Raw genomic sequence first — 24265 nt, 5'->3', positions numbered from 1 at the left:
TCTAAATTATGACATTAAAATAAAACATCCATTATTTATATATAGAAATTTATTTTTTGAACATAATAAAAGTGAATCCTTCATCGATTCACTTTTATTAGATATCTTATTTATCTTGAGAATGTCTTTCACCAATTTGGAATTCTTCTTGATGATCAAACATATATCTTACTGAAATAGGTGTATCTCCTGTAAGTATTGTAAAGTCTTTTGTATGAATATCCATTTTACCTTCTCTGATTGCTTGAGCAAATGTAACCATTCCATCTGATGAAAATGGTGCTTCTGAATCTTTTTGGAATACACCATCTGTTGTTCTAGGAACACCCATAGCATCCCAAATTTGATAGTTTTCTTCATCAGTCACATTCACAAATGGAACATGATTTCCTGTACTGACATCTCCAATAGCACAGAATGTTGAAATTGTCATTAATTCTAAACCATTAATGTTCCATACTTTTTGATGGAATTCATTTGATCTATGTAAAGCATAAGCTAATGCTTTCGCACAGTCTTTACGTGAAATGTAAGCCATTAAACCATCACCTTGTGAATTTGTAAGTGGTGCATTCATATGTGCATAAGTAAAGTAGTTTGTGACCATTGCTTCAGCATATTGAGAATTTCTCATAAATTGATAATCTAAACCAACTTCTTGAATATATTTTTCAGTATAAATATGATCTTTCTTTTCTACTGATGGATTTGTTTCATCATCCGCATTGACTAAAGATGTATAAATAATTTGTTTAACACCTGCAGCTTTAGCAGCATCTACTGCATTTTTATGCGCATTTTGTCTTTTAGCACCAACAAATGGCATAGAAATCAATGCTAGAGCATCTGCTCCTTTAAAAGCTTCAGCTAATCCATCAGGATTATTAAAGTTTGTGACATGTGTTTCAATTCCTTTTTCAGCATATTTCTTTAGTGATTCTTCACTATATCCACAAAAAATTAAGTTTTCTACTGGTTCTAGTGTTAATAAAACATCAGCAGTTAATTGACCTAAGTTACCATCAACACCAGTTAATAATAATTTACCCATGATTCTTCCTCCTATTTTACAGTAATATGATAACATTTTCACAAGATAATCATAGTCCTTATTTATTAATAAAGACTATAAGTTTTACTTATAGTCTTTAACCAATACTTTTACAATTTCTCCATAATATTGACTATGAACCCCTTCTTCTTGGTACCATTCATAAACATTTTCATCAACACTCTTTTGATCAAAATCACTTTTACCCATAACCTTACATAAAATAACGACTGAACTCTCTTCAAAATAAGGAGCAACATCTTGATTATTAACAGTCATTCCACACTTTTCCATTTTATTTTCATCTCTACCAGAAACACGTCCAAAATAACCTAATTGATTTTTATGTTCTTGATCCATAAAACAAATCGAATAATATTTAGCATGATCGAAAATATGTTTTGAATAACGTGTTTTATGTACATAAACTGTAGCCATTGGCTTTCTCCATAAAACACCAAATCCAGCCCAACCAATTGTAAGCCCATTGGTTTCTTTTCCATCACTAGCAATAGCTGGTTTTAAAAGGATTAATATATTTGATTAAATCTTTTACTTCTATTTCTTTCATCCAACTCATCTCCTTAAACACCTTTATTAATACTTATAATAAACAAAAATAGGCAATGGATTTTTCAGGTATATTAAATTATCCGGTACGCTATAAATTATCGTGGGGAATGTTACGAAATAATTTAAAATCGTAACATCCGTTTTTTATAAAATCTAACTAAAAAATAGGATATTGATATCTTATCAGTAATATTTATTTCTTACCAATTAATTCCTCAAACGTTATGTTTGAGGAATTATTGTAATTAGAAACAATTGCTTCTTATAGTAGTATAATTTTATTATATAGATATTTAAAATTCCTATTTTTATTTTACAAAAGAAAAGACTGTATGAAATTAATTATTTAATTTCGTAACAGCTCCTTTTTAAATTGAATTATTCTTAAATTATAATCATTTAACACTAACAAATAATAATGTTATAAAGACATTTGAACATTGGAAAGAAGAGATACCCAACTTTTTTACATGGATAAATGACGGACGTATATCCAATGGACCACGTAAAGGTAAAAATAATTATTAAAAAAAATCTTATCCAATGTCAATGACATGTCCTATTTTCAACGCGCAAGAAAAAGAATCTTATATTCTCAAAATAAATTGGATTGTCAACACATTTATACTTAATGAGTCATCAAAGCATCCTAAACTTACGCTCAAAGCCTCTTCAACTTCCTCCATCTCATACTCGTCTAACCGATCTAAACATCTAATTAATCTTGATTTATCAATCGTTCTTATTTGCTCGCACATTATTATAGAATCATGTTCAAGATCTTCTCGGCTGTTAATAAAGACATGTGTTGGTAAATTTCCTTTTTTTGCTACGTGAGATGTCAGTGATGCAACTATAGTAGTGCTACTAAAATAATTTCCTGCATCATTTTGTAAAATAACTACAGGTCTTATCCCACCTTGTTCAAAACCTTGATACGGATTTAAGTCGGCTACATATATTTCACCTCTACTGATTTTTTTATCATTGCATACTCCTTTCATATAATTCCAATACTATTTAGTGTTCAACTCGCATAAATATGTTAAAAAAATCTCCTTAAATATAAGGAGATTCAATAAAGCATTTTTAAGTTATGATCTTTGAATTAATCATTAATGTTATAACTATTTTTAATAACAATTATAAACAAATAAAAAAGATCATTTAAGGGGAATGATCTTCTTTATTTTTATAGGGAATTCGTGTAATAAAAAAATTAATATCTTGGGAAACTATTACTTAAAATGTAAATATATGAGATATAAATATATATGGGTTATCTCATTCTTTTACATGTTAATTTTTATTACAATTTCATTATAATGAAATATAACAAATTGAGTAGAGACAAGCATTCTAAATTAATCATTAGTATTTGTGCAATGTGCACAAATGATGTGAAGCGTTAAGAGCTTGTTTTTATTAATAAAATAATTTAAAAAAGACTGTCAACTTCATATTTGTCAACAGTCTTAAATCTCCTTAAAATAATGAGATTTATAAAACATTTTTAAGTTACGATATTTAAATTAATCATTAATGTCATAACCGTTTTTAATTAGAACTTCTTTAATTTTTTCCAGTATTATTTTAATAGAATAGTAAACCGCAGGCATACTACAGTTTTCTTCAATAGCAATTGATTCTAGGGTCTTACATTGAACATATTTTTTTAAAATACGTTCTTTTTCTTTGACTGGTAAATCTTTAATTGTTAACTTAATAAAACTTATCAATTCTTTCAACAATAAGTTTTCGTTAACATCAAAGCCTTCTTTTTCTAATTCTAAAAATGGACTTCGATCTAACGAAAAATATCCCTTATGATAATCTACTTTTCTTTTATATGCTGCATCAATATGATCATATTTATTCATTGTCTCATAAACATCCTGATCAACTTCAACAAAGCAATCTTGATTATAATATTTAGGATACATTTCTCTCAGGTTTACCCTAACTTTAGTTGACATATTATCCCTCCCTTCTTCATAAACTGAGAGAAACAACTGTCGAACTTTAAGTTTTATAAAAAAGCTCTAATGATTTTGGGGTCTCATTAGAGCATACTTAAGTTATTCAATTTTTAAAAGATTGATGTGTGAGTTAATCTTCTTTTTTTAATTTGTTTGTACTGAATTTTCTTCTTCTAATTTTTGTTTTTCTAATAATTTAAAGAATGGATAGTATAAAACCATGTCTAAAATAATTAAACCAATAACCATGATTGCTGCTTTGAAATCCATACATCCAAGTGCGGCTCCAAGTGGCGCTGGTGTTGTCCATGGTGTTTCAATAATTCCTTTTCCTACAATATGGAAGGCCATTAAACCATAAGCAATAATTGAATTGATTACTGGTACAAAGATAAATGGAATCATCATTAATGGATTTAAAACCATTGGTAAGCCAAAGATAATCGGTTCATTGATATTAAAGATTGCAGGTCCAATTGATAATTTTCCTAATGTCTTTAATTCTGCTGATTTAGATTTCAACAACAAGATACAAAGTCCCATTGTAGCTCCACCACCACCAAGTGTAATAACATATGACCAAAATGGTTGAGTAAAGTAATGTACGATTGGTTGTCCAGCAGAGAATGCTGAAAGATTAGCAATCAAATACATTTGCATAAATGGTAAACGGATTGGTTGAGTAATACTTGCTCCATGTAATCCAAAGAACCAGAATACTTGAGCAATCATGGTAATTAAACAAATACCAACTAATGAATCAAGTCCTGAAATTGCAGGTGCTAAAACTGTCATGATCATACTTGGTAAAAGTTGTCCGCTAAAGTTTTGTACAACTAAAGAAAGACCATAAAAAATGATTACACAAATAAATAATGGTAAAATTGCATCAAAAGATGAACTGATTGCTGGTGGAACACCTTCAGGCATTTTAATACGAATGTCTTTTTTAAACATAAAATGCATAATTTCCACACAACCTATAGCAACCAAGATTGCTGTAAAGATACCTTTGGCATCCAAATAGGTCGTTGGTATGTAATTACCAGCTAAAGATAATAAGTCTGTGGCACTTTTTCCATCAACAATAAGATTTGATGCTACTGCTGAAGTTGTTGGTGCAGAGACAATTAAAAATACGGCAGTTGATACGATTGCTGAATTTAATTTTGGCATTTCGTATTCATCTGCTAAATGATAAGCAATTGCAAATGCAATAAATAACCCCATTAATGCCATTGTCATATTATAAGGTAATTGCAACATTGCTTTGTTAGCTTGCGCCCAATTATACCAACCATTTAACATATCAGAAACAAATCCCCAATTTGGCAACGTTTCTGGTTTAAAAGGTGGTGTGGAAATAATTAAACATACCCCTCCTAAAATAGATAACGGAATTGCTACTACCATTCCATCACGAATAGCAGCCAAATGTCTTTGATTCCCTAATTTGTTAGCAATTGGTACAAGTGTACGATTTGCAAGTTCATTAAATTTTTCCATGAAATTCATGAAAGTTCCCTCCCTTCTCTTGCTACAGTGAAATTATATAACTGTAACCGCTTAAAATTCTTTTGATTTCCACAACAAAAAATATCTTTCCAATTGCTTGAAATCTTTTCCAAATCGTGGAAATAAATTGTTTTATTTTTTTTATTGGCATTTATTTTTTTATGTTGACACTCCCTTTTTATTTTTTATAATGAAATTGTGTGTGAGTTATATCTTCTTATAAAATAGGAGGATATATTTATGAAATTAATCATTGAAGAAAATGAACAAAAAATGAGCGAAAGTGCAATGCACATTTTACTTGGAGCAATGATGCAAGATAAAAGAGTTAATATCTCTTTAACTGCTGGGCGTTCTCCAATCAATCTTTATAAGATGATGGTTCCTTATGTTAAAGACCAAGAAAAATTCAAAGACATTCAATACTATCTTTTTGATGAAGCACCTTATCAAGATAAACCATATGGCCCAAACTGGGAAGAAATGCAAGAACTATTCTTTAAAGATGCAAATATCCCTGATGAAAGAATCCATACAACAACTATGGAAAATTGGGAAACTTATGATCAAGAAATCAGAGATGCTGGTGGTATTGATGTTATGTTGATTGGACTAGGTTGGGATGGACATTTCTGCAGCAACTGTCCAAGATGTACACCTATGGATAGTTATACTTATCCAATGGATCGTAAAACAAAAAATGCAGCTAATCCAACATATCCAGCAAGAGATCATCTACCAATCACTTTATCAATGGGACCAAAAAGTCTAATGAGAGTGAAACATCTTGTAATGATTGTTACTGGTAAAGAAAAAGCTCAAATTTTAAAACAAGTGTTAGATTCACCTATTTCAGATGAACTACCAGCAACTGTTTTAAAATTACATCCTAACTTCACTGTTATCTGTGATAAAGATGCTGCATCTTTATTAAATATGGATGATTATAAAAGATTATAAAATCTTTATAGAAAGCTTCGGCTTTCTTTTTTTATTTCCAATGTTTGGAAATAATTTCTACCTTTTGGAAAAGAAAAAGTAAATAAAGCGTTCATTTGTTATAATTTTTCTATCCTGGAGGACTACTTATGAGAAAAAATAAAACAAAAAATAAAAAAAGCAATAAAAACAGAAATAATATGGATATTATCGAAACACGTGTTAGAAGATTTGTAGCTATGATCATCGATTGGTATCTTACTAACATGCTGGCTGTTATCCCTATTACCTTCTATTTAAGAGGAAATGACTACTTAAAACCTTATATGTTTGATTTAACACACTATGATTTTTCTATAGGTCTTGCTTTAGGTCTTTATGGTGTTTTGATTGGTATTATTTACTATGTATTTATTCCAACATATCTTTTTAAAGGACAAACACTTGGTAAAAAAATATGTAAGATCAAAATCATTAAAGAAAATAATGAATCAATCAATTTAAAAGATATGATGTTAAGAGAACTTCTTGGAGCATCCTTACTTGAAGGTGGGATGATTATCATCCCAACCTATATAAGAAAGCTACTTCCATTATTTAAACTTACAATGATTGTTGATCCTTTAAAATATATTGCCTATGCTTTAACTATCGGTTCAATTATCTATGCTTATTTCCAAGCAAATACACAATCTTTTCATGATAAAGTAGCTAAAACTATTGTTGTTAAACAATAATTAACTATGGTATAATTATGCAAAATATACATAAAGGAGATTCTTCATGTTTAACCTAATAATTATACTTTTATCAACACTTAATGATGAACCAAAAGGTTCAAATAACTATAAAATAGCTAAATATATGATAGAAAATATGCGCGATTTAGAAGAATATTCTCTCACAGATCTAGCTCAGGCTTGCTATGTGTCAAATTCTAGTATTTCGCGCTTTTGTCGTGATATTGGACTTAAAGATTTCAATGCATTGAAAAATCAAATCGCAAAGTTTTCTGTTGAGTCTGCTCGCTTAAAAAGAAAGTTTGACTATGAAAAACATGAATCCTCATCAATGTTTCAATCATATGTAAAAAATGTTATTTCCAATTTAAATTACTTCTTAGAAAATGATATTGAAAAACAAATCAATACACTTGTTCAAGAAATCAGTTCTTATCAGAAAATAGCCGCTTTTGGCTATATGCAATCTGAAAGTGTTGCCTGCAATTTACAGTTCGATCTGCAAACAAGTGGTAAACTTATCTTTTCTTGTTTTAATATCAAAGATCAGGCAGACTATATTACTGACGCTGATGAAAATAATCTCATTATTATTTTTTCAGAATCAGGAACCTATTTTGATCGTATTTTTCCAAGAGCCAAGCCATTCAAAAGTAACAAAAAGAAACCAAAGATATGCATGATTACTTCTGACCAGTCAATAGAATATCCATTTATCGATTTCTACATCCGTTATAACAGTAAAGGTGGCTACGCAAGTCATCCCTATCCGTTACAGCTTATTTCTGATCTAATCAGTATCAGATATTCTGAAACTTTATAAATAATAAACAGGTTTACCATCGCAAACCTGTTTATTTTTATATAATAGGGTCTAAAATTTGTTCGAGTTTGAAATTTCCATTTGAATAATCAACAATCATTGCTGAAGCATTATTAGGAAATTTAAAAGATTGTTGAGGTAATAATGATTTGATAAATCCATATAACAAACAGCCGTGCCCTACGATTAAAACGGTATCCTTTTCATTACAATCCTCTATGATTTCTTGAAGTGCATCATGATGTTTTGAAATAACATCATGAATGTCTTCTCCTTCATAAGGTCTGTAATCCATATCCAAATCTTCTAACCAGTTTGGTGATTCAATATTGAGTTTTCTTACAAGTTCTGTGGATATTCCTTCAAGTATTCCAAAATTAACTTCTTTAAAACGTTCTTCATAAATCGGTTCGACTTCTTTTTTACTTAGAATAATATTTGACGTTTGTACTGCCCTACCCAATGGAGATGTGTATGCCTTATCTATTTGGTATTGTTCTAGCTGCTTTGAAATACTTTCAACTTGTCTGATTCCCACTTTTGACAAAGGAGAATCACACCAACCCTGTGTCAGATTGATTTCATTAAAATGTGCCTTTCCGTGTCTTACAAATATAAATCTCATTATAACTTACCTTTAAAACTAAAACGTAAATGATGTTTTTCTTTATCTAATAAGAATTCATCATGTGTCTTAGCACCCCATGTATCATCACCAGCAACACCCATTTGTTTTTCATTGATACATAAAACCGTTTGATAAACATTTGGAAGTTCATCTTTGTGACGCGCATTTTCTAATTCATAAGGTGTATAGTGTAAAGCTGTAAATTCAAAATCTTCACCTTTGACTGTTAATTTTGTATTTTCACCTGCAACTGATAATTCTCTGACATGCGTTCTGTTACCACATTCTTGTGGATATAAATAAGGTGTTAAATTGTCTGTTACTTGATAAGTATATTTTCCAAGAAGTGCCCCTTTGTTTCGATCAATATAGTTTTCTTCTGGACCAAATCCATAATAATTTACTTCTTCCATATCTTTATATAATTGGAAGATAAGTCCAAATACAGGCATTTCAATTTCAAAAACAACCGGTTGATAAGACATATCTACAATGATTTTACCATCACCATAGACTTCATAAACTAAATGAACCTTTTCATCTTGTAAATTTGGCAAATCATAAGCATATTCAATCTTGCAGGAACAGTCTCCTTTTGAAATACCAACAAACTCACATTTTGCATATAGACTGGCAGTTAACCATTTACCATAGCGATAACCATATTTATTTTCAACATCATTATTTGTAGCGGCTCTAAAGAAATTTGGTCTGACAGGTACTCTAATATATTCTTGTTGATGATATCTATAAGAAACCAAACCTTTTTGTTTTGAGAAAATCGCATTGAAATCTTTTCCTACAACGCCTACATTCAAATAGTCTTCAACGATATCTACGTGTTTTGTTGTATGAATGTTATGTGTTTTATTTTTTACTTCATAGATATATTGTTCTTGAGCGTATATTTCATGATTCTTTTTCAAATAAACTGTTACAGTATATTCTTGGTCTTGATCATTTATTTTAAATGGATTTTCAACAACAACTGATGATAATGGTTTACAATCTACTGTCATTGTTTTGGTTTGAACAACATTACCATTGCATAACAGATCCATTTGTAATTGATATTCATTTAAATCTGTAAACAGATAATTATTGTTGATATGAATATCATTTTCATCTATTCTAAAATCTACATATTGATAACAGTATTTGACTTCTTGCATCTTTGGAGTATTTGTACGATCTGCAAAAACAATACCGTTTCCACAGAAATCATAGTCACTTGGTCTTTCGCCAAAGTCCCCACCATAACATAATTTTCCATCATGGTATAATGCTTGATCGATGTAATCCCAGATGAATCCACCTTGATACAAGGAATATTTCTTTTCTAAATCAATATATTTGAATAATGCTCCATTACTGTTTCCCATAGAATGGGCGTATTCGCATAAAATAAATGGTTTATCTTGATGTTCCTTTAAGTATTTTTCAACATCAACTGCAAAAGTATACATTTGACTTTCAATGTCACTTGTTTCATTGTAGCGACGATCATGTGAAAGTCCTTCATAATGAATCAAACGAGAAGTATCTTTTTGTTTCATAAACTTAGACATTTCATAAAGATTTTTACCACCATAAGATTCATTTCCTAATGACCAAATAATAATCGAAGGATGGTTTTTATCTCTTTCATACATGGAATTGGCACGATCTAAAATAATATCTAGCCATTCAGATTTATCATCTGGTATGATATGTGTTTTATCAAAAAGTTCACTCCAAGTTCCATGTGTTTCAAGATTGACTTCATCAATGACATAAAGACCATATTCATCGCATAAATCATAAACAAATGTTTGATTTGGATAATGACATGTACGTAAGGCATTGATATTATTAGCTTTCATATTCAAGATATCTTTTTTAGTATCTTCATAAGAAACCGTTCTTCCCGTCTTAGCAGAAAATTCATGTCGGTTGACACCATGAAAAACAATTCTTTTGCCATTGATACACATGATACCATCAATAAGTTTAAATTCTCTGACACCCACATTGTATTGACTACATTCAACTAAACCCTTTTCATCCATGATTTCTACATATAATTGGTAAAGGTTTGGTTTTTCTGCTGACCATAAATGAGGATCATCGAATTCAAAATTGATTGGACTGCAACAATCTTTGCTTTCTTTTTGTCCAATAATTTCATCTTTATACTTTAAAGTATAGACTGCCTTAAATTTAGCCTCTTTTCTTACAATCATTGGCGTTACTTCAACAGTTGCATGATCATAATTTTCATTTAAATGTGTCAAAATCTTGATATCTTTTAAATGAACGTGTGATACCATTTGAAGTTCAACATCTCTGAAAATACCTGAAAAACGCCAGAAATCTTGATCTTCTAACCAGCTTCCACTGCTGAAACGATAAACGTTAACAGCAATTTTGTTTTCTCCATTAACAATCAAATCTGTAATATTAAAACTTGAAGGTGTAAATGTGTCTTCACTGTAACCAACAAATGTTCCATTGACCCATAGAGCCATGGCTGATTCAACACCATGGAAAGTAATATAAGTATCGACATTATCTTTGATTACTGAGCTGTCAAAATAAGTGACATAACTTCCAATTGGATTTTTATCAGGGAGTTCTCCAGGAATGATTTGTTGTGTTCCTGACCAAGGATAGATTTGATTGACATACATTGGTTTTCCATATCCTTGTAATTGAATATGACCAGGTACTTTGATTTCATCCCAGTGATCTACACAATAATCTTTATTAGAAAACTCCGGTATTAATTGATTAAATCCTGTTGCATAATGAAACTTCCAGCTCCCATTTAATGAATAATTGAAACTGCTTTGTTTTTCTTTTAATTCTTTAATACTTGCATATCTATGAATCGATGCTGTTGCTCTTAAACGATTGACATTAAAAATCTTTGGATCTTTGACCCATTCATTTTTCATTTCCATTTTTCTTTCCTCCTGACTATATTATAAATTAACCCTTAAAAATAGAAATGGAACAAAGTATAATATAGAGTAAAAAAGTATAAATATGTTTTTTATTCATTATATTTCTACCTATTTATGATATAAAAAGAAAGAAGTATAATAATTATAAGCTTATATTATATAAAGTATGGAGAATATTATGAATGAATTAGAAAAATTATTAAAAGATTTATATAAAATATCAGGTTTGAATATGTCTATATTTGATTTGAACCAAAATTTATTAGCTTCTTATCCTCATAAGAAATCAAAATTTTGTAATGAATTAGAAAAAAACAACAATGCTTTTCAACATTGTATTGATTGTGATTATAAAGCTATGGAACATGTCAAAAAAACGGGTGAACTTTATATTTATAAATGCCACTTTGGTTTAAATGAAGCAATTATGCCTCTTTATTCTTATGGAAGTTTAACTGGTTATTTAATGATGGGACAGGCCGTTATAGGAACATATAGAAATTATTCTGAAATCATTGAAAAATCTAAAGAATATTTTCAAGATAAAGAAATATTAAAAAAATATATCACAGAAATTACAATTTTAAACGAGGAACAAGTTTATGCTTTTGCGAATATTTGTGATGTATGTGCAAAATACATTTCACTTACAAACCGTATCCAAGCAAAACATGATCATCTTGCCCAAGAAGTTAAACACTATATCATTGCAAACTACAATAAACAAATTACAATTGAAGAATTATGTTCTTATTTTTTCTGTAGTCGTGGAACTCTACTTAATCATTTTAAATCAAAATACAATACAACAATCCATCAATATCTTTTGGATTATCGTTTAAAAAAAGCCACAGAACTTCTTATAAATGATGAGTTAAACGTTAAAGAAATTGCCTTTTTTTGTGGTTTTGAAGATCCTAATTATTTTTCTAAAGTATTTAAAAAAAGATATGGTCGATCCCCTCTAGAATTTAAAAACAATATAAACCAGTAAAAAAAGCCCTTAGATTTCTCTAAGGACCTTTTTTTCTTTATAATAATTTTATTCGACACCAGTTATGTCACCTTTTATCAGTCCTGTACTAATCATAAGTATACTTCTTTTTTATTGAAATAACTGTATAATACGTTATCATTACTTTTAAATCTTTATTTTAATTCATATATTTATAACCAATTTATTATTTTTTAAACGATGAATAAACCCTTTTTATAAAAAATTTTTTCAATAAATATGTATATTAACGTTTTCTAATTAAAGATATTAAAATTTGAATGTTACTGACGATTATGTAAATGCAGCATCTTTTATATAGACTGTTTTATTACTATCATCAATAATATATAAAATACTAACATTTATCTTATCTAAGTTGACTACACTCATAATATCTATATCATTGTATTTCTTATACCTTCTAGGATATATTTCAATAATCTTTTTTATTTCTTTTAAAGAGTTAAGCACTTTTAAATTATTTTCCTTAAAAAATAGAAACACACTTTCATCAACAATTACATTATACAATAGTTATAATCCTTCTTTTTGCATCATTTGTTCAAATTCATCAAATGAATAGCTTTTTCTAGTACCCGCTTTAATTTCCTCTACTTCTTTCATTTGTTTATTTATATATGTAAATTTTATTTTACTTAGCAAATGATCAGGTAAGTGATTATCATTCAATGAATAGAAACTACTAATATTAATCTTCTTTAGCATAATATCAACTCCTTCATTTGTTTTCTATTTCTTTAATTCTACTGTTTTAAATCTAAAAGTCAATTGCTCTAAATCATAATAATACAAACCTTCTTTTCATATAAATATTCTTATATCCTAAAAACATGAAAAGAGTATAGAAGAATTATTTTTACAATTCTCTATACTCTTTTTAACTAGGATACTGGTTCATTCCATAAAATATCATTGATTGGTGAATTATACAAATGTTCCATGGTTTTTGGATAATTGATATAAATACGTCTTCCTAATTTAAAATAATACACCTTATTCTCCTTAACTAGTTTCCTTACAGTATTTTCTTTTAATCCAGATTTTTTTACAAATTCATTAATTGTAATAACATCATTATTTTTTCCATTTTAGTTCATCCTTTTCTATATAATATTTTGATTACATTATTAATTATAGAAGATAATGAAAATTATTTTAAATGTACAAATATCTATTTATTTTTCTTCTTAGTTGAAATAGTGATTGATCTATTGATTTTCTTATTGCGCCTTCACTAACACCTTCTTTTTTTGCAATATCAACTTTCTTCATATTATTAAAATAATAATCATAAAGTCTTCTTTGTTGAATAATAGTTAATGAAGTTATACAAGAATATAAATAATCTTTAAATTCTTGCTGAATCATCATTAACAATGCATCATTATAATCAATCAATTCAATTTCATCTAACAGGTATATATTACTTCTTATCATTTCATAATAAATCATTTTTTCATTCCCTTTTATATAATTTATGTTAGTCGTTATGATTATAATATCAGTTACTGTTATATACCCAAAACAGTTCACTTGTTTAATAACAAATAGGTTTCATTTTGTTTTATCCTATATGATTTCTTTACGTGCGACGCTTTTAACGCTCAAGTTAAGACTAATCATGAGTATCACTATATTATCCGCTATCATATGCGCAACTAGGCTTGTCCTAATATTACCTTTATATGATTGTCAAAATTCTCATAAAGGTGAAAAAAACACCCTTCAATATATAAGAAAATATCTTTCTCATTTGTATTGGTTCTGGTAAAAAATTGTCATCTTAACTTAATGACATTGCATTGAACGCCTGTTTAATAGTGCCCAAATAAAAAAGTGTTTAAAATAGTCTATGAAACATACAAAAAGCATAAAAAAATTATTTCGTTATGGATTCGTTATATTCTTTAAGAATATATTGATACAATTTCTTCGTATTGGTTTCTTGTGACAAATATTCAATATTTTTATCATTTGATAAAAAAAATTGTAATCCCTCTAACAATTTTTCACTTTCTAACCCTAAATTTAATAGAAAAACAGTTTTCACTAATTTTGTATCCCATATAATTGGTTTTTTTAATAAATATACAGACATTGAACTTTTTTTATTATATAAAGGGACATAATAAATAGCTATCTGTTGATTTGTTTCAAATCCTAACAAAGGAGATGTATGATAAAAATCATCATATTTTATTTTTTCTTCTTTATACATTATATCGATGAATTCTATTTTTGAAGTTGCATCTTTGAGATAAATATGATTATGTTCGATATAATTTTTTAAATCAATAAAATGACTACGATTAAAGTATTTCTTCAATGTTTCAAAATTCTTATTCGTAATAATAGGATCAATACGAATCACAGGTATAGGAAGTTCTTGGTAAATTGGAACAGTCGTAATAATATAATCATAATTTTCTAATTTATAATTACTTAATTCACCTGCTGCAATTGTTTTTTCAATAATTAAAGAATCTTTATATTTCTTTAAAATAGAAAAATTTAACAACTCACTTAAAGCCACACTATACTCATTAACAAGCAATACTTTTTTCTTAGATATACGTCTTTTTCTTCTTTCTAAGGCATATTGAAAATGAATAGCAATATAGCCTATCTCATCTTCAATTTTTATATAATCTGTATAATTGGCAATAACTTTCCATGATTCCATCGCAAGAATATATGCAAATGTATATTTTTCTTTAATATGATTTAATAAAGGATTACGTAAATAAGTATTAAACTTCAAACGATTTTCCATCGGATAAATGTGTAACCCTAATGCTTTCTTTAAATAAACATCTCCTCTAAAATCAATTTTAAATATATTAAAAAGATGTTTAAAAATATAATCAATGATAACTGCAATTTCTTCCTTTAATTGATTATTCACACAACTTTCTATTGCACTTGTAGAATTACTTTTTTTACCCAATATATGAATAGCTAAGTAGCATTGTTCATTAACTGATAAATCAATTTGAAAATGTTTCTTAATTGCCATAGAAACATCCTTAGCAACCAAAAATTCATATTCATTAATAATATTTTTAATTTCTTCATCTTCAAAAGATATATATTTTCCTCTTTGAATACGATTTAACTGCACTTGCATATGAATGACGAAATTCGAAAAAACACGTTGTGGCATTGTAATACCATCATTAAAGATTATCTGTTTTAAATCATGTATAAAATCATCATTCTTCCCTATTTCAGTCACTAGCATTTCTGGCTTATGATAAATATATTCAGCCATACATAATCTATATCTAAATTCATTGCCTTCAATCATTAATCCCTTGCCTGTTTTTTGAATCATTTCTAATCCAAAATTATCTAAACATTCCCTAATATTCTTTAAACTTCGGCTCACAGAAGTTCTATCAATATAAAGCATATCTGAAATATCATCAATTTTAATAAAATCTTGCTTTTCCAACATTAATCCTAAAATATAGTATACTCTTTCTAACGGATTGGCAGGAACAAATTGACTCCATTCATTATTAAAAGCACAAATCCATTTTTCAAATTCATCATTTTCTAAGATTTTTAATTGATATCCCCTTGAAGGAATAGATATAATTACAGCAAAATCTTTCATTGTATCATTTAAAACCTTAATTTCATTTCTTACTGTTTTAGAGCTCACATGAAGTATTTGTGATATTTTTAAACCTGTTAAATGTTCATTAGAATTAACAAATAATTTTAAGATACTCTGTTGTCTTTTGGTAATTCCATTCATTCTATCCCTCCTTAAAAATCATAAAAATATTATAACATAGATCTTAATTTCTTTGTAAAATAATATAAGCAAAAGAAATCAGCTAATTAAACTGATTTCACTATGCAATACGTGTTCCAACAGTTGTAGCAAATTCTCCATAAACAGGATCCGAAGAATTCACACCATTAACTTGAGGAAAATATGTACACATGACTTGAAAAGGTATGACAGCATTTAACCAGGATGATGTTAATGGATAATTTCCAATATGAATTGTATGTTCATCTTGCGGTTTAAGTGTTGAAACAATGAAATAATTATCTGTTTTCGTTTTAGAAAATTCTATCAGATTATTCATTAATGTTTTTCCATACCCATCTGTATCAATAACTGCCAAATACGAATCTTTAACAATTGTTCTATGCGGACCATGCATAAACTCTTCCATATCAAAATTCATTACTGATATTTGCATTGTTTCCAAAACCTTTAAGCTTCCTTCTCTTGCAGTTGGGTAATTCACTCCAAATCCAACAATGCTCATTGCTTTTGCTTTTGACCAATTTTCATGTTCTTGACACCAGGCTTTCGCATCTTTAATATTTTGAGGGAGCTCATTTATACTTTCTCTATATTCTTTGATAACGTCTTGATATAAAGGAGAATGTATTATTTTCATGATAAAAAGATGTAAAGTCATAACTGTTGCACTAAATCCTTTTGTCTTTGGTCCTACAGGCTCATCACCACATCTCATGTTAATATGATAATCTGCTTCTTTCGCGATAGGACTATCGTTATACGCTGTGATTGCTATGGTTGGTATATGATTTGTTTTTGCAATCTTGAGACATTCTAATGTTCCTACACTTTTTCCAGTTTGTGACAAAACAATGAGAATAGCTTTTTTTTCTTGTTTTAAAAGTGGTGAATAATAACGTAATTGAAATGGATTTTCTATTATTATTCTTTTATCACTTTCTTTTTCACACATTGCTTTCACTAACATTGCTGCATTTAATGAAGATCCTGACGCTGTAATTATAATTTCTTCAATATCGAAAACATCCTTATCATAAGGAGAAAACATCTCCTTATGATAATCTAGAATGTTTGTAAGAACATCTTTTTGTTCATTGATATAATCCCACATCTTATTTTCCATTTTTATAAAACTGTGGAAGATAGTCTTTATGTGCTTCCAACATCTCCTCTAATAATGGTTTAGCAATATCATAGTCCCTAACTAATGGATGTGCAACAAGGGCTTGTAATGCTAAATCCTTATCTCCAGTGATTGCTGCTTCTACTGCCAATGATTCATAATTCTTAACAGCACTTACTAATCCTACAATTGCTTTTGGATAATCGGCAATTGTAAGTGGCTTCATACCATTTTTACTGACATAACAAGCTGTTTCAATTACAGCATCATCATCTAAGAAACGAACTGTTCCGTTGTTGGCAACATTGATAACCATCCATTTTCCTGTATCATTATAGATTGCATCCATAACACCAATGGCAACTTTTGAATAACCACCACCTCCACGTTTAGCAAGTGTTTTTGGTTTTTGATCGTTAGTTTCATCAGCATATTCTCTAAAGATTTGTTTCTCTAATTCAAGAATTGATTCTCCTCTTGTTTTATCTTGTTCCTTTAATTGTTGAACTCTTTCCTTTGTATGGAAATAATATTGTGTATATTGACTAGGAATTAAATGTAAAGTTTCCATCCAATCTTGAGAAACCGTTGTACATTTTTTAATAATATTACTAAATTCTTCATCTGTAACTGGTCTTCCATCAATTGTCATATTATAAGAGAAATTCATGTGATTTAATCCTAAATAGTCATAATAAATCTTTTCTTCAGGAACATTAAGCGCTTCTGCAGCCCACCATCTTGGACGCATTCCCCCTGCACATAATCCTGCAATTTTGACATTGCATACTTTATTTAATGCTTCTGTAACCAATCCTGTTGGATTTGAATAGTTAATAATCCATGCATTTGGACAATATTTTTCAACATCTTTAGCAATTTCAATCATGACTGGAATAACACGGAAAGCATTAAACATTCCACCAACTCCAGTTGTTTCTTGTCCAATCAATCCATATTTTAATGGAATTTTTTCATCAAAGATTCTTGCTTTATTACCACCGACACGAATTTGTGTAGAAACAAAATCTGCCCCTGTAAATGCCTCTTCTCTTGATGTCGTTGACCATACTTTCACATCATAATTTAAATGCTTTATATATCTTTTTACAAAGCCTTCCATAATAGAAAGTCTTTCTTCATTAATATCTAACAAAACAATTTCTTTTACTGGTAAAGTCTCTCTATGTTCAGACAATCCTTCAATTAATTCTGGTGTATAAGAGCTCCCAGCTCCTACAATCGCAATTTTTAATTCTTTATTCATTTTTTTGTCCTCCTTTTACTCAATTTCATTTCCTTCTAAACGTTGTTTTTCCATAGCTTTAAAAAATGGATAGTAAATAGCTCCTGCAATAAATAATTCAGCAATACCCCATATAACTGCTGGAATATTTCCACCAGTCACAAGATAATGAGAAAATAATGGTGGTATAGTCCATGGTATATTTGCAACTGGTCTACCAATAATATTAAACAACATCAATAAATATGTTCCAGCTGACAATGTTAAAGTTGATAATGTATAAGGAATCATCATATATGGATTCATGACTAATGGAACACCAAAGACAACAGGTTCATTAATTTCAAATAAACTTGCTGGTAAACATAATTTTCCAAGTGTACTAAACCCTTTTTCTTTAGAGCGAATCATCATCAGTACAAGTGGTAAAGTTGCTCCTCCCCCACCGAGGAAAACAAACATTGTAAATCCGCTTGCTGTAATATATGGTGGTAAAGTTCCAGCCGCAAATGCTGCAACATTTTCACCAAACATAGTCAAGAAGAATGGGTCAGCAACTGCTAAAACAGCACCTCCATGAATACCAACGCTCCATAACATAGAACGAATAAACATAAACACTAAGAATCCTGGTAATGTATTTAAGGCAAATATGAATGGTGAAAAACAATCCATCAATACTTGATTAACATTAATTCCAAGCACAACACGAATGATCCACACAAGTGTTAATACAACAAATGCAGGAATAAGTGACATAAATGACTTAGATACAAGTGGTGGTACAGTATCAGGGAATCGTATAACTAAGTTTTTCTTTTGGAAAAAATGAGTAATTGTTCCTGTTAATAAGGCAACTAAAATTCCTGTAAATAAACCTCTTGTTCCAAATAAACCTGTATCAATTGTAAATTCATCTGTTAATGTTGCAAGTAAGAATGCCACAACAGATACAAAAGCTGTAATTAATGGATCAATCTTTATATCAGTATATTCTAATGCAAAATAATATGCCACACTAGCTGCTCCAACTAAACCAACACTACCGATAGTCACTGTGTTCACAGTGGTGATCATATTCGCATAGGGTTCAAAAAAATTCTTTATAGCCGCAATTGGAATATTGGGAATCAATAGGAAAATACTTCCAATAATTGTAAGAGGCACAGTAACAATCATACCATTTTTAACAGCAGATAAGTGATGTTGTGATGCCATCTTATTTAAAGGTGGTGCTAATTTTGTTTCTACAAAATTTAATATCTTATTCATATTATCTCTCCTTTTTTTATTTTTTGTGAGCGCTCCGTTTGTACATTTTTATTTTATAATTTATACATTTCATTTTGAATGGTTAAAATGACTACTTCTTTGTGGAAATTTTTGCAAACTTATAAATATTGTTCGTTATATTTTACTACATATTTCTTAAGGGGAAAACAATTCTTTCGTATGTTTAAATCACAATAAGTTATAAACTTAACCAAAATTTTAGAATAAATAAAAAGAGAATTCTCTACTACTTGTAATTGGTTAGAAAGTAATTTCCCTTGAAAATCCGATTTAAGTTTCATTGTACTTAAACGTATATAATTTTTATAATAGCTTTTTTTACATTTTAGGCAGTAACATTAGTTAGGTCGCTTCTGATCATTGCTGATTTGATCAAATTGTGGTGGAGTATAATTCAGTATATTTCGATATAATAGAATCTTTATCTTTTAGTTAATGTTTGACATAATGCTATAATGTCGAATCTTGATGAAACAGATGGCAGTATGTGTTGCACAAATCTTCTTATGAATTTGCAAGCATCAAAAGTCATCTCTTTTTGTTTAGAATATTCCTCATAGTCTTTGTATTTGAATATAACTATATGGTAAGCGCCAAATTATGTTGATATGAACATAATTTGAAGCTTACCTTCTTTTTGTTTACTTGTAGAACTATTTTAAAAACAGACCCACAAACTAAGTTTTTATTCCTCCTATGGGTCTGTACTTTATTTGATAACACGAAACTTAAATGGAACTTATAATTTCTATCCGAAGAAGTTTCCTAATCCAGAATAAAGGTTGATTTATGATGATTGTCTAACATAATTCGTTTTTTAACACCTTTTCTTACTTTTACAAAATGGTGTTCTATTAATCCATCACAAATTGCTTCCTCAAATTCGTTAGTTATTTCTGGATATTTGTTTCCCCAAACTGTAGCAATATTTTTAATTTCTTCTACAAGAGTAATGTATGTAATCAATTCAGGAGCTGGAGAATTGTTATGAATTTTCGTAATTATCCATTGAACTTTTGCATCAGTAGAGAAATTACTTGTCAACAAATAGCCTAAAACTTCATCATTTAAGCAATTTGAATTTAAGGTCATTAGTTTTCCTGAATCATTCAACAATTCTACAAATTCTTTTTTGTACTTAAATTCAGCAAAAGATTCACAAATAAATTCAATATTTTCTTTAGACAGATTATCCTTCATCACTTTTTTAATAACAACATCTTTCTCCATGCTAATGTGTTTCAAAGAGACTCTTTTCCCTAAAGTTTCTAACAGTTTGAAAGCATTAGAATCTGATATGTTTGAATTTATCATCTCATACAATAAGTTTTCATTTAGTTCGTGTTCTAATAACATTTCTACAATAACAAATTACGAATATATTACTGTTCACTTCCTAAGACATGCAAATGCAACCTTATTGTTAAACAGTGGTATTGACTTAAAGATGGTATCTGCACATCTAGGGCATAATGACATCCAGACAACTGCTAATATTTATGCAGATGTACTTAGTTCACAGAAGCATAAAATAGCACAAATTATAGAAATAAACCTTGAAAATGAGTAAAATAAACTATTTTAAGCGGAGAATAAGCGATTTTTATAGGTGTTAACAAAAAAAACGTTGATATAATCAACGCTTTTTGGATTATTATTTTATTCGACACCCAAGATAAATGAGTAGACCGGTTGCTTACCTTCAATAACATCTACTTCTGCATCAAAGTTATCTTCGATATAACTTTCAACTTCTTCAACTTCTTCATCAACAACATCTTCACCTACAAGTAAGGTAATCAATTCAGAATCTTCATCTACTAATTTATCTAAACATACTTTAACCGCATCTAATTTATTTGGTTTACATGCAACGATATCTTTTTCGACTAAAGCCATGTAGTCATTTGCTTTAATTTCAACACCATCGATGTTTGTATCTTTGATTGCAAATGTTACTTGTCCAGTTTTAACATGAGATACTGCATCTTCCATTTCAGCAATATTATCTTCCAATGAAACTTCTGGATTATACATAACACACGCTGATAATCCTTGAGGAATTGTTTTTGTTGAAATAACAATAACATTGACTTCTCCTTCTAAGATTGTAGCTGTTTGTTGAGCAGTCATTACAATATTAGAGTTATTTGGTAAGATAATAACATTTTTAGCATTTACTTCTTTAACAGCTGCAACCATATCTTCAGTAGATGGATTCATTGTTTGTCCACCACTTACAACATAATCACAATGTAATTCTAAGAATGCATCTTCTACACCTTGTCCAGCACAAACAGAAATAATAGCTGTTTCTTTAGCTTCACGTTTTTGAGGTTTGCTATCATCAACACCTACAATACTTCCTTGATTTGCTGCAGCATTTTGTAAGTTATTTGCTTGTTCTTGCATATTTTCAATTTTTAACTTCACAAATTCACCAAATCTTTGTGCTAAGTTTAAAGCTTCACCTGGTTTTAATGTATGTACGTGTACTTTAACGATATCTTCATCTTGTACAACGACGATACTGTTTCCTGGAATTCTTTCTAATTCTTTCTTTAATTGGTTTTCTGAGAATTTATCAATTAATGAAGGTTCAAGACGAACAATAAATTCTGTACAGTATCCATATCCTTCTTCACCAGATTCTAATTCAGTTCCAGCATTGACTTGACCTTCTGATTTAATATCAACAAAATCAACACGATCACCTGATAAAGCAGCCATAAATCCAGTTAAAACCAACAATAAACCTGCTCCACCACTATCAACAACACCAACTTCTTTTAATACTGGAAGTAATTCAGGTGTTCTTTCTAATGAATTTTCTGCTTCTTTAACAAAATAAGAGAAAACATCTTCAATTTCCATACCTGGTTGAGTATATTCAACGATCTTTTCACTTGATTCTCTAATAACAGTTAAAATTGTTCCTTCAACAGGTCTCATAACAGCTTTATAAGCAACTTCTGCCCCACTTTTCCAAGCATTGGCAAAAGCAACAGCATCAACACTTTCATGACCTTCTAAGCCCATTGCAAATCCTCTAAAGATTTGTGATAAGATAACACCTGAGTTACCACGTGCTCCCATTAATAAACCTTTAGATAATTTTTTAGCAATATCATAAATATTGTCACTATCCATATCTTTGATTTCTGCTGCTCCAGCATTAAAAGTCATAGACATGTTTGTTCCAGTATCCCCATCAGGTACAGGGAATACATTTAAAGCATCTATTTCAGGATGATTATTATGAAGAGTATTCGCACCACATAAAACCATCTCTTTAAATAGCTTTCCTGTAAGTATTTGCATATTTTTCCTCCACTAATCGATATTACGAAGTCCTTGAACATAAACATTAACTGCCTCAACTTTGACATCTAATGTTGATTCAACAACGTATTTCACTTTCTTTTGAACTTCAACTAAAATTTCATTAATTTTAATTCCATACCCTAAAATGATATATAAATCTAAAATTAAACCAGTTTCTCCATCACTCGCAATAATTCCTTTAGAATAATTTTCTTTCTTTAATAATTCATAAAATCCATCTTTTAATTTCTTTTGGCTAGCCATACCTACTACACCATAACATTCAGTAGCAGCTCCACCAGCTACAGTAGAAACTACATCTAAAGAAATATTTACTGATCCTAAATTTGTATTTTTTTCAATCATCAAGTTATCCTCCTTAAAATGATTTCATGTTCAAACATTATTATACCTTAAAAATATAATATTTACAAATTATAATCACTCTTTTAGTATCTTTCCAACCGCAAGCCATCATATCACATATTATTAAAAAAAAATACAAATTAACTCATTTTTATCATCATATAAAGTATTTATAATCACAAATATTGATAAAAACAGCTTTTTTGTAAAAAAATGTTTGCTTTATACTATAAATAATGTTAATATAACACAGTACGTAGAACAACTACTAAAGGAGGGAAAGAACATGTCAAGAAAATGCCAAATCAGTGGTAGAGGTCCATTATCAGGAAACACTCGTTCTCATGCGTTAAACTCAAGTAGAAGAAAATGGAATGTTAACTTACAAAAAGCTACTATTTTAGTAGATGGTAAACCTACAAAAGTTAGAATTTCTGCTAAAGAGTTAAGAACATTAAGAAAAGCTGGATAATAGATGAAGACAGTACATAGTACTGTTTTTTTGTTTATAAACAACTTATTAAAAAATAAAACACCTGTAGAAAGTATAAACAATACAACAAAAGCAAAATCTTATTTTCAAAAAAAAAAGACATCGATCATTACCTTAAAAGCAATAAATCCGATGTCTTTTATCTTTAACTCCAAATTGACTATAAAAGTCTATAACACATTTTATTAAATCATAAATCACTATATAGCCATACATTTATATGTGTTATATAGCTTTTATTATTTAATCTTCTTTATTTCTTCTTTGAAGTGCAATATAACCCCCAGCTGTTGCCATAAGTAAAATATATGGTACAACTGACATATCATCACCAGTTTTTATATGAGAGTTATTTTTTGTTGATGATGTTTTATTGTCATCTTCTTTTTTAATACTTGTTTGTATTTGATCATTTGGTTTTT

Annotated in this window: 24 protein-coding genes; 6 read left to right on the top strand and 18 right to left on the bottom strand. The window is 29.1% G+C overall.

The window, feature by feature from the left end; genetic code table 11:
- Positions 1-106 precede the first annotated feature (106 nt).
- From C7U54_RS07110 to C7U54_RS07090, 5 genes are all read right to left on the bottom strand, one after another.
- Positions 107-1051, bottom strand: coding sequence for an NAD(P)H-binding protein (locus C7U54_RS07110; RefSeq protein WP_022002196.1), 945 nt, complete (start codon positions 1049-1051; stop codon positions 107-109).
- Between the two features lie 84 nt (positions 1052-1135).
- Positions 1136-1564 (bottom strand): flavin reductase family protein, encoded by a 429-nt coding sequence (locus C7U54_RS07105; protein WP_270440285.1) that lies wholly within the window; start codon positions 1562-1564, stop codon positions 1136-1138.
- Between the two features lie 647 nt (positions 1565-2211).
- Positions 2212-2628: a type II toxin-antitoxin system PemK/MazF family toxin gene (locus C7U54_RS07100; protein WP_107029812.1), complete on the bottom strand. Its 417-nt coding sequence runs from the start codon at positions 2626-2628 to the stop codon at positions 2212-2214.
- Positions 2629-3156: 528 nt separating this feature from the next.
- A complete protein-coding gene (locus C7U54_RS07095; RefSeq protein ID WP_107029811.1) occupies positions 3157-3600 on the bottom strand; it encodes a sigma-70 RNA polymerase sigma factor region 4 domain-containing protein in 444 nt (147 codons plus the stop codon).
- Positions 3601-3747: 147 nt separating this feature from the next.
- The gene (locus C7U54_RS07090) at positions 3748-5118 is read right to left on the bottom strand and encodes a PTS sugar transporter subunit IIC (protein ID WP_107029810.1); all 1371 of its coding nucleotides are present in this window, start codon (positions 5116-5118) and stop codon (positions 3748-3750) included.
- 240 nt (positions 5119-5358) lie between these two features.
- Between C7U54_RS07090 and C7U54_RS07085 the strand changes: the two genes are divergently transcribed.
- The 3 genes from C7U54_RS07085 (at position 5359) to C7U54_RS07075 (ending at position 7620) form a co-directional block, all read left to right on the top strand.
- Positions 5359-6078, top strand: a complete 720-nt coding sequence (locus tag C7U54_RS07085) for a 6-phosphogluconolactonase (RefSeq protein ID WP_022002201.1) — start codon at positions 5359-5361, stop codon at positions 6076-6078.
- A gap of 128 nt (positions 6079-6206) precedes the next feature.
- Entirely contained in the window at positions 6207-6794 is a 588-nt protein-coding gene (locus C7U54_RS07080) for an RDD family protein (RefSeq protein WP_234697827.1), read from the top strand.
- Positions 6795-6840: 46 nt separating this feature from the next.
- The gene (locus C7U54_RS07075) at positions 6841-7620 is read left to right on the top strand and encodes a MurR/RpiR family transcriptional regulator (RefSeq protein WP_107029809.1); all 780 of its coding nucleotides are present in this window, start codon (positions 6841-6843) and stop codon (positions 7618-7620) included.
- A gap of 37 nt (positions 7621-7657) precedes the next feature.
- On the opposite strand, the gene C7U54_RS07070 is transcribed toward C7U54_RS07075, so the two are convergent.
- Positions 7658-8245 (bottom strand): histidine phosphatase family protein, encoded by a 588-nt coding sequence (locus tag C7U54_RS07070; RefSeq protein WP_107029808.1) that lies wholly within the window; start codon positions 8243-8245, stop codon positions 7658-7660.
- A complete protein-coding gene (locus tag C7U54_RS07065) occupies positions 8245-11190 on the bottom strand; it encodes a glycoside hydrolase family 2 TIM barrel-domain containing protein (protein ID WP_107029807.1) in 2946 nt (981 codons plus the stop codon). Before C7U54_RS07065 ends, C7U54_RS07070 begins: the two co-directional genes overlap by 1 nt.
- A gap of 181 nt (positions 11191-11371) precedes the next feature.
- Between C7U54_RS07065 and C7U54_RS07060 the strand changes: the two genes are divergently transcribed.
- A complete protein-coding gene (locus tag C7U54_RS07060) occupies positions 11372-12187 on the top strand; it encodes a PocR ligand-binding domain-containing protein (protein WP_158548265.1) in 816 nt (271 codons plus the stop codon).
- 294 nt (positions 12188-12481) lie between these two features.
- Here C7U54_RS07060 and C7U54_RS07055 read toward each other — a convergent pair whose 3' ends face one another.
- The 9 genes from C7U54_RS07055 to C7U54_RS07015 form a co-directional block, all read right to left on the bottom strand.
- Positions 12482-12721, bottom strand: a complete 240-nt coding sequence (locus C7U54_RS07055) for a hypothetical protein (RefSeq protein WP_107029805.1) — start codon at positions 12719-12721, stop codon at positions 12482-12484.
- A 3-nt stretch (positions 12722-12724) separates the two neighbouring features.
- Positions 12725-12916, bottom strand: coding sequence for a hypothetical protein (locus C7U54_RS07050; RefSeq protein WP_107029804.1), 192 nt, complete (start codon positions 12914-12916; stop codon positions 12725-12727).
- A 450-nt stretch (positions 12917-13366) separates the two neighbouring features.
- A complete protein-coding gene (locus C7U54_RS07045) occupies positions 13367-13663 on the bottom strand; it encodes an RNA polymerase sigma factor (protein WP_107029803.1) in 297 nt (98 codons plus the stop codon).
- 427 nt (positions 13664-14090) lie between these two features.
- Positions 14091-15974 (bottom strand): BglG family transcription antiterminator, encoded by a 1884-nt coding sequence (locus C7U54_RS07040; protein WP_107029802.1) that lies wholly within the window; start codon positions 15972-15974, stop codon positions 14091-14093.
- 100 nt (positions 15975-16074) lie between these two features.
- Positions 16075-17109 carry an SIS domain-containing protein gene (locus C7U54_RS07035; RefSeq protein ID WP_241522584.1) on the bottom strand — a complete coding sequence of 345 codons (1035 nt, stop codon included), beginning with the start codon at positions 17107-17109 and terminating at the stop codon, positions 16075-16077.
- A gap of 1 nt (position 17110) precedes the next feature.
- Positions 17111-18388, bottom strand: a complete 1278-nt coding sequence (locus tag C7U54_RS07030) for a 6-phospho-beta-glucosidase (protein WP_107029800.1) — start codon at positions 18386-18388, stop codon at positions 17111-17113.
- A 15-nt stretch (positions 18389-18403) separates the two neighbouring features.
- Positions 18404-19639: a PTS sugar transporter subunit IIC gene (locus C7U54_RS07025; protein ID WP_107029799.1), complete on the bottom strand. Its 1236-nt coding sequence runs from the start codon at positions 19637-19639 to the stop codon at positions 18404-18406.
- 442 nt (positions 19640-20081) lie between these two features.
- Positions 20082-20237, bottom strand: coding sequence for a transposase (locus C7U54_RS15535; RefSeq protein ID WP_396129921.1), 156 nt, complete (start codon positions 20235-20237; stop codon positions 20082-20084).
- A 188-nt stretch (positions 20238-20425) separates the two neighbouring features.
- Complete coding sequence (locus C7U54_RS07015) at positions 20426-20905, bottom strand: hypothetical protein (protein WP_146137619.1); 480 nt, start codon at positions 20903-20905, stop codon at positions 20426-20428.
- Here C7U54_RS07015 and C7U54_RS15530 point away from each other — a divergent pair.
- Entirely contained in the window at positions 20889-21230 is a 342-nt protein-coding gene (locus tag C7U54_RS15530; protein ID WP_107029796.1) for a tyrosine-type recombinase/integrase, read from the top strand. The two genes, C7U54_RS07015 and C7U54_RS15530, sit on opposite strands and share 17 nt — an antisense overlap.
- Before the next feature lie 89 nt (positions 21231-21319).
- Here the strand turns inward: C7U54_RS15530 and C7U54_RS07005 are convergent, their stop codons facing one another.
- On the bottom strand, positions 21320-22981 hold the full coding sequence (locus tag C7U54_RS07005; RefSeq protein ID WP_107029795.1) for a DAK2 domain-containing protein: 1662 nt from the start codon (positions 22979-22981) through the stop codon (positions 21320-21322).
- 12 nt (positions 22982-22993) lie between these two features.
- A complete protein-coding gene (locus tag C7U54_RS07000; protein WP_022002208.1) occupies positions 22994-23350 on the bottom strand; it encodes an Asp23/Gls24 family envelope stress response protein in 357 nt (118 codons plus the stop codon).
- Positions 23351-23636: 286 nt separating this feature from the next.
- On the opposite strand from C7U54_RS07000, the gene rpmB reads away from it, so the two are divergent.
- Entirely contained in the window at positions 23637-23822 is a 186-nt protein-coding gene (gene rpmB / locus C7U54_RS06995) for a 50S ribosomal protein L28 (RefSeq protein ID WP_022002209.1), read from the top strand.
- Positions 23823-24265 lie beyond the last annotated feature (443 nt).

The sequence above is a fragment of the Faecalibacillus intestinalis genome (assembly GCF_003024685.1).
In the GTDB taxonomy this organism is placed as follows: Bacteria; Bacillota_I; Bacilli_A; order Erysipelotrichales; family Coprobacillaceae; genus Faecalibacillus; species Faecalibacillus intestinalis.
The sequence above is the reverse complement of the archived record's forward strand: the minus strand, read 5'-3'. Positions and strand labels throughout refer to the sequence as shown.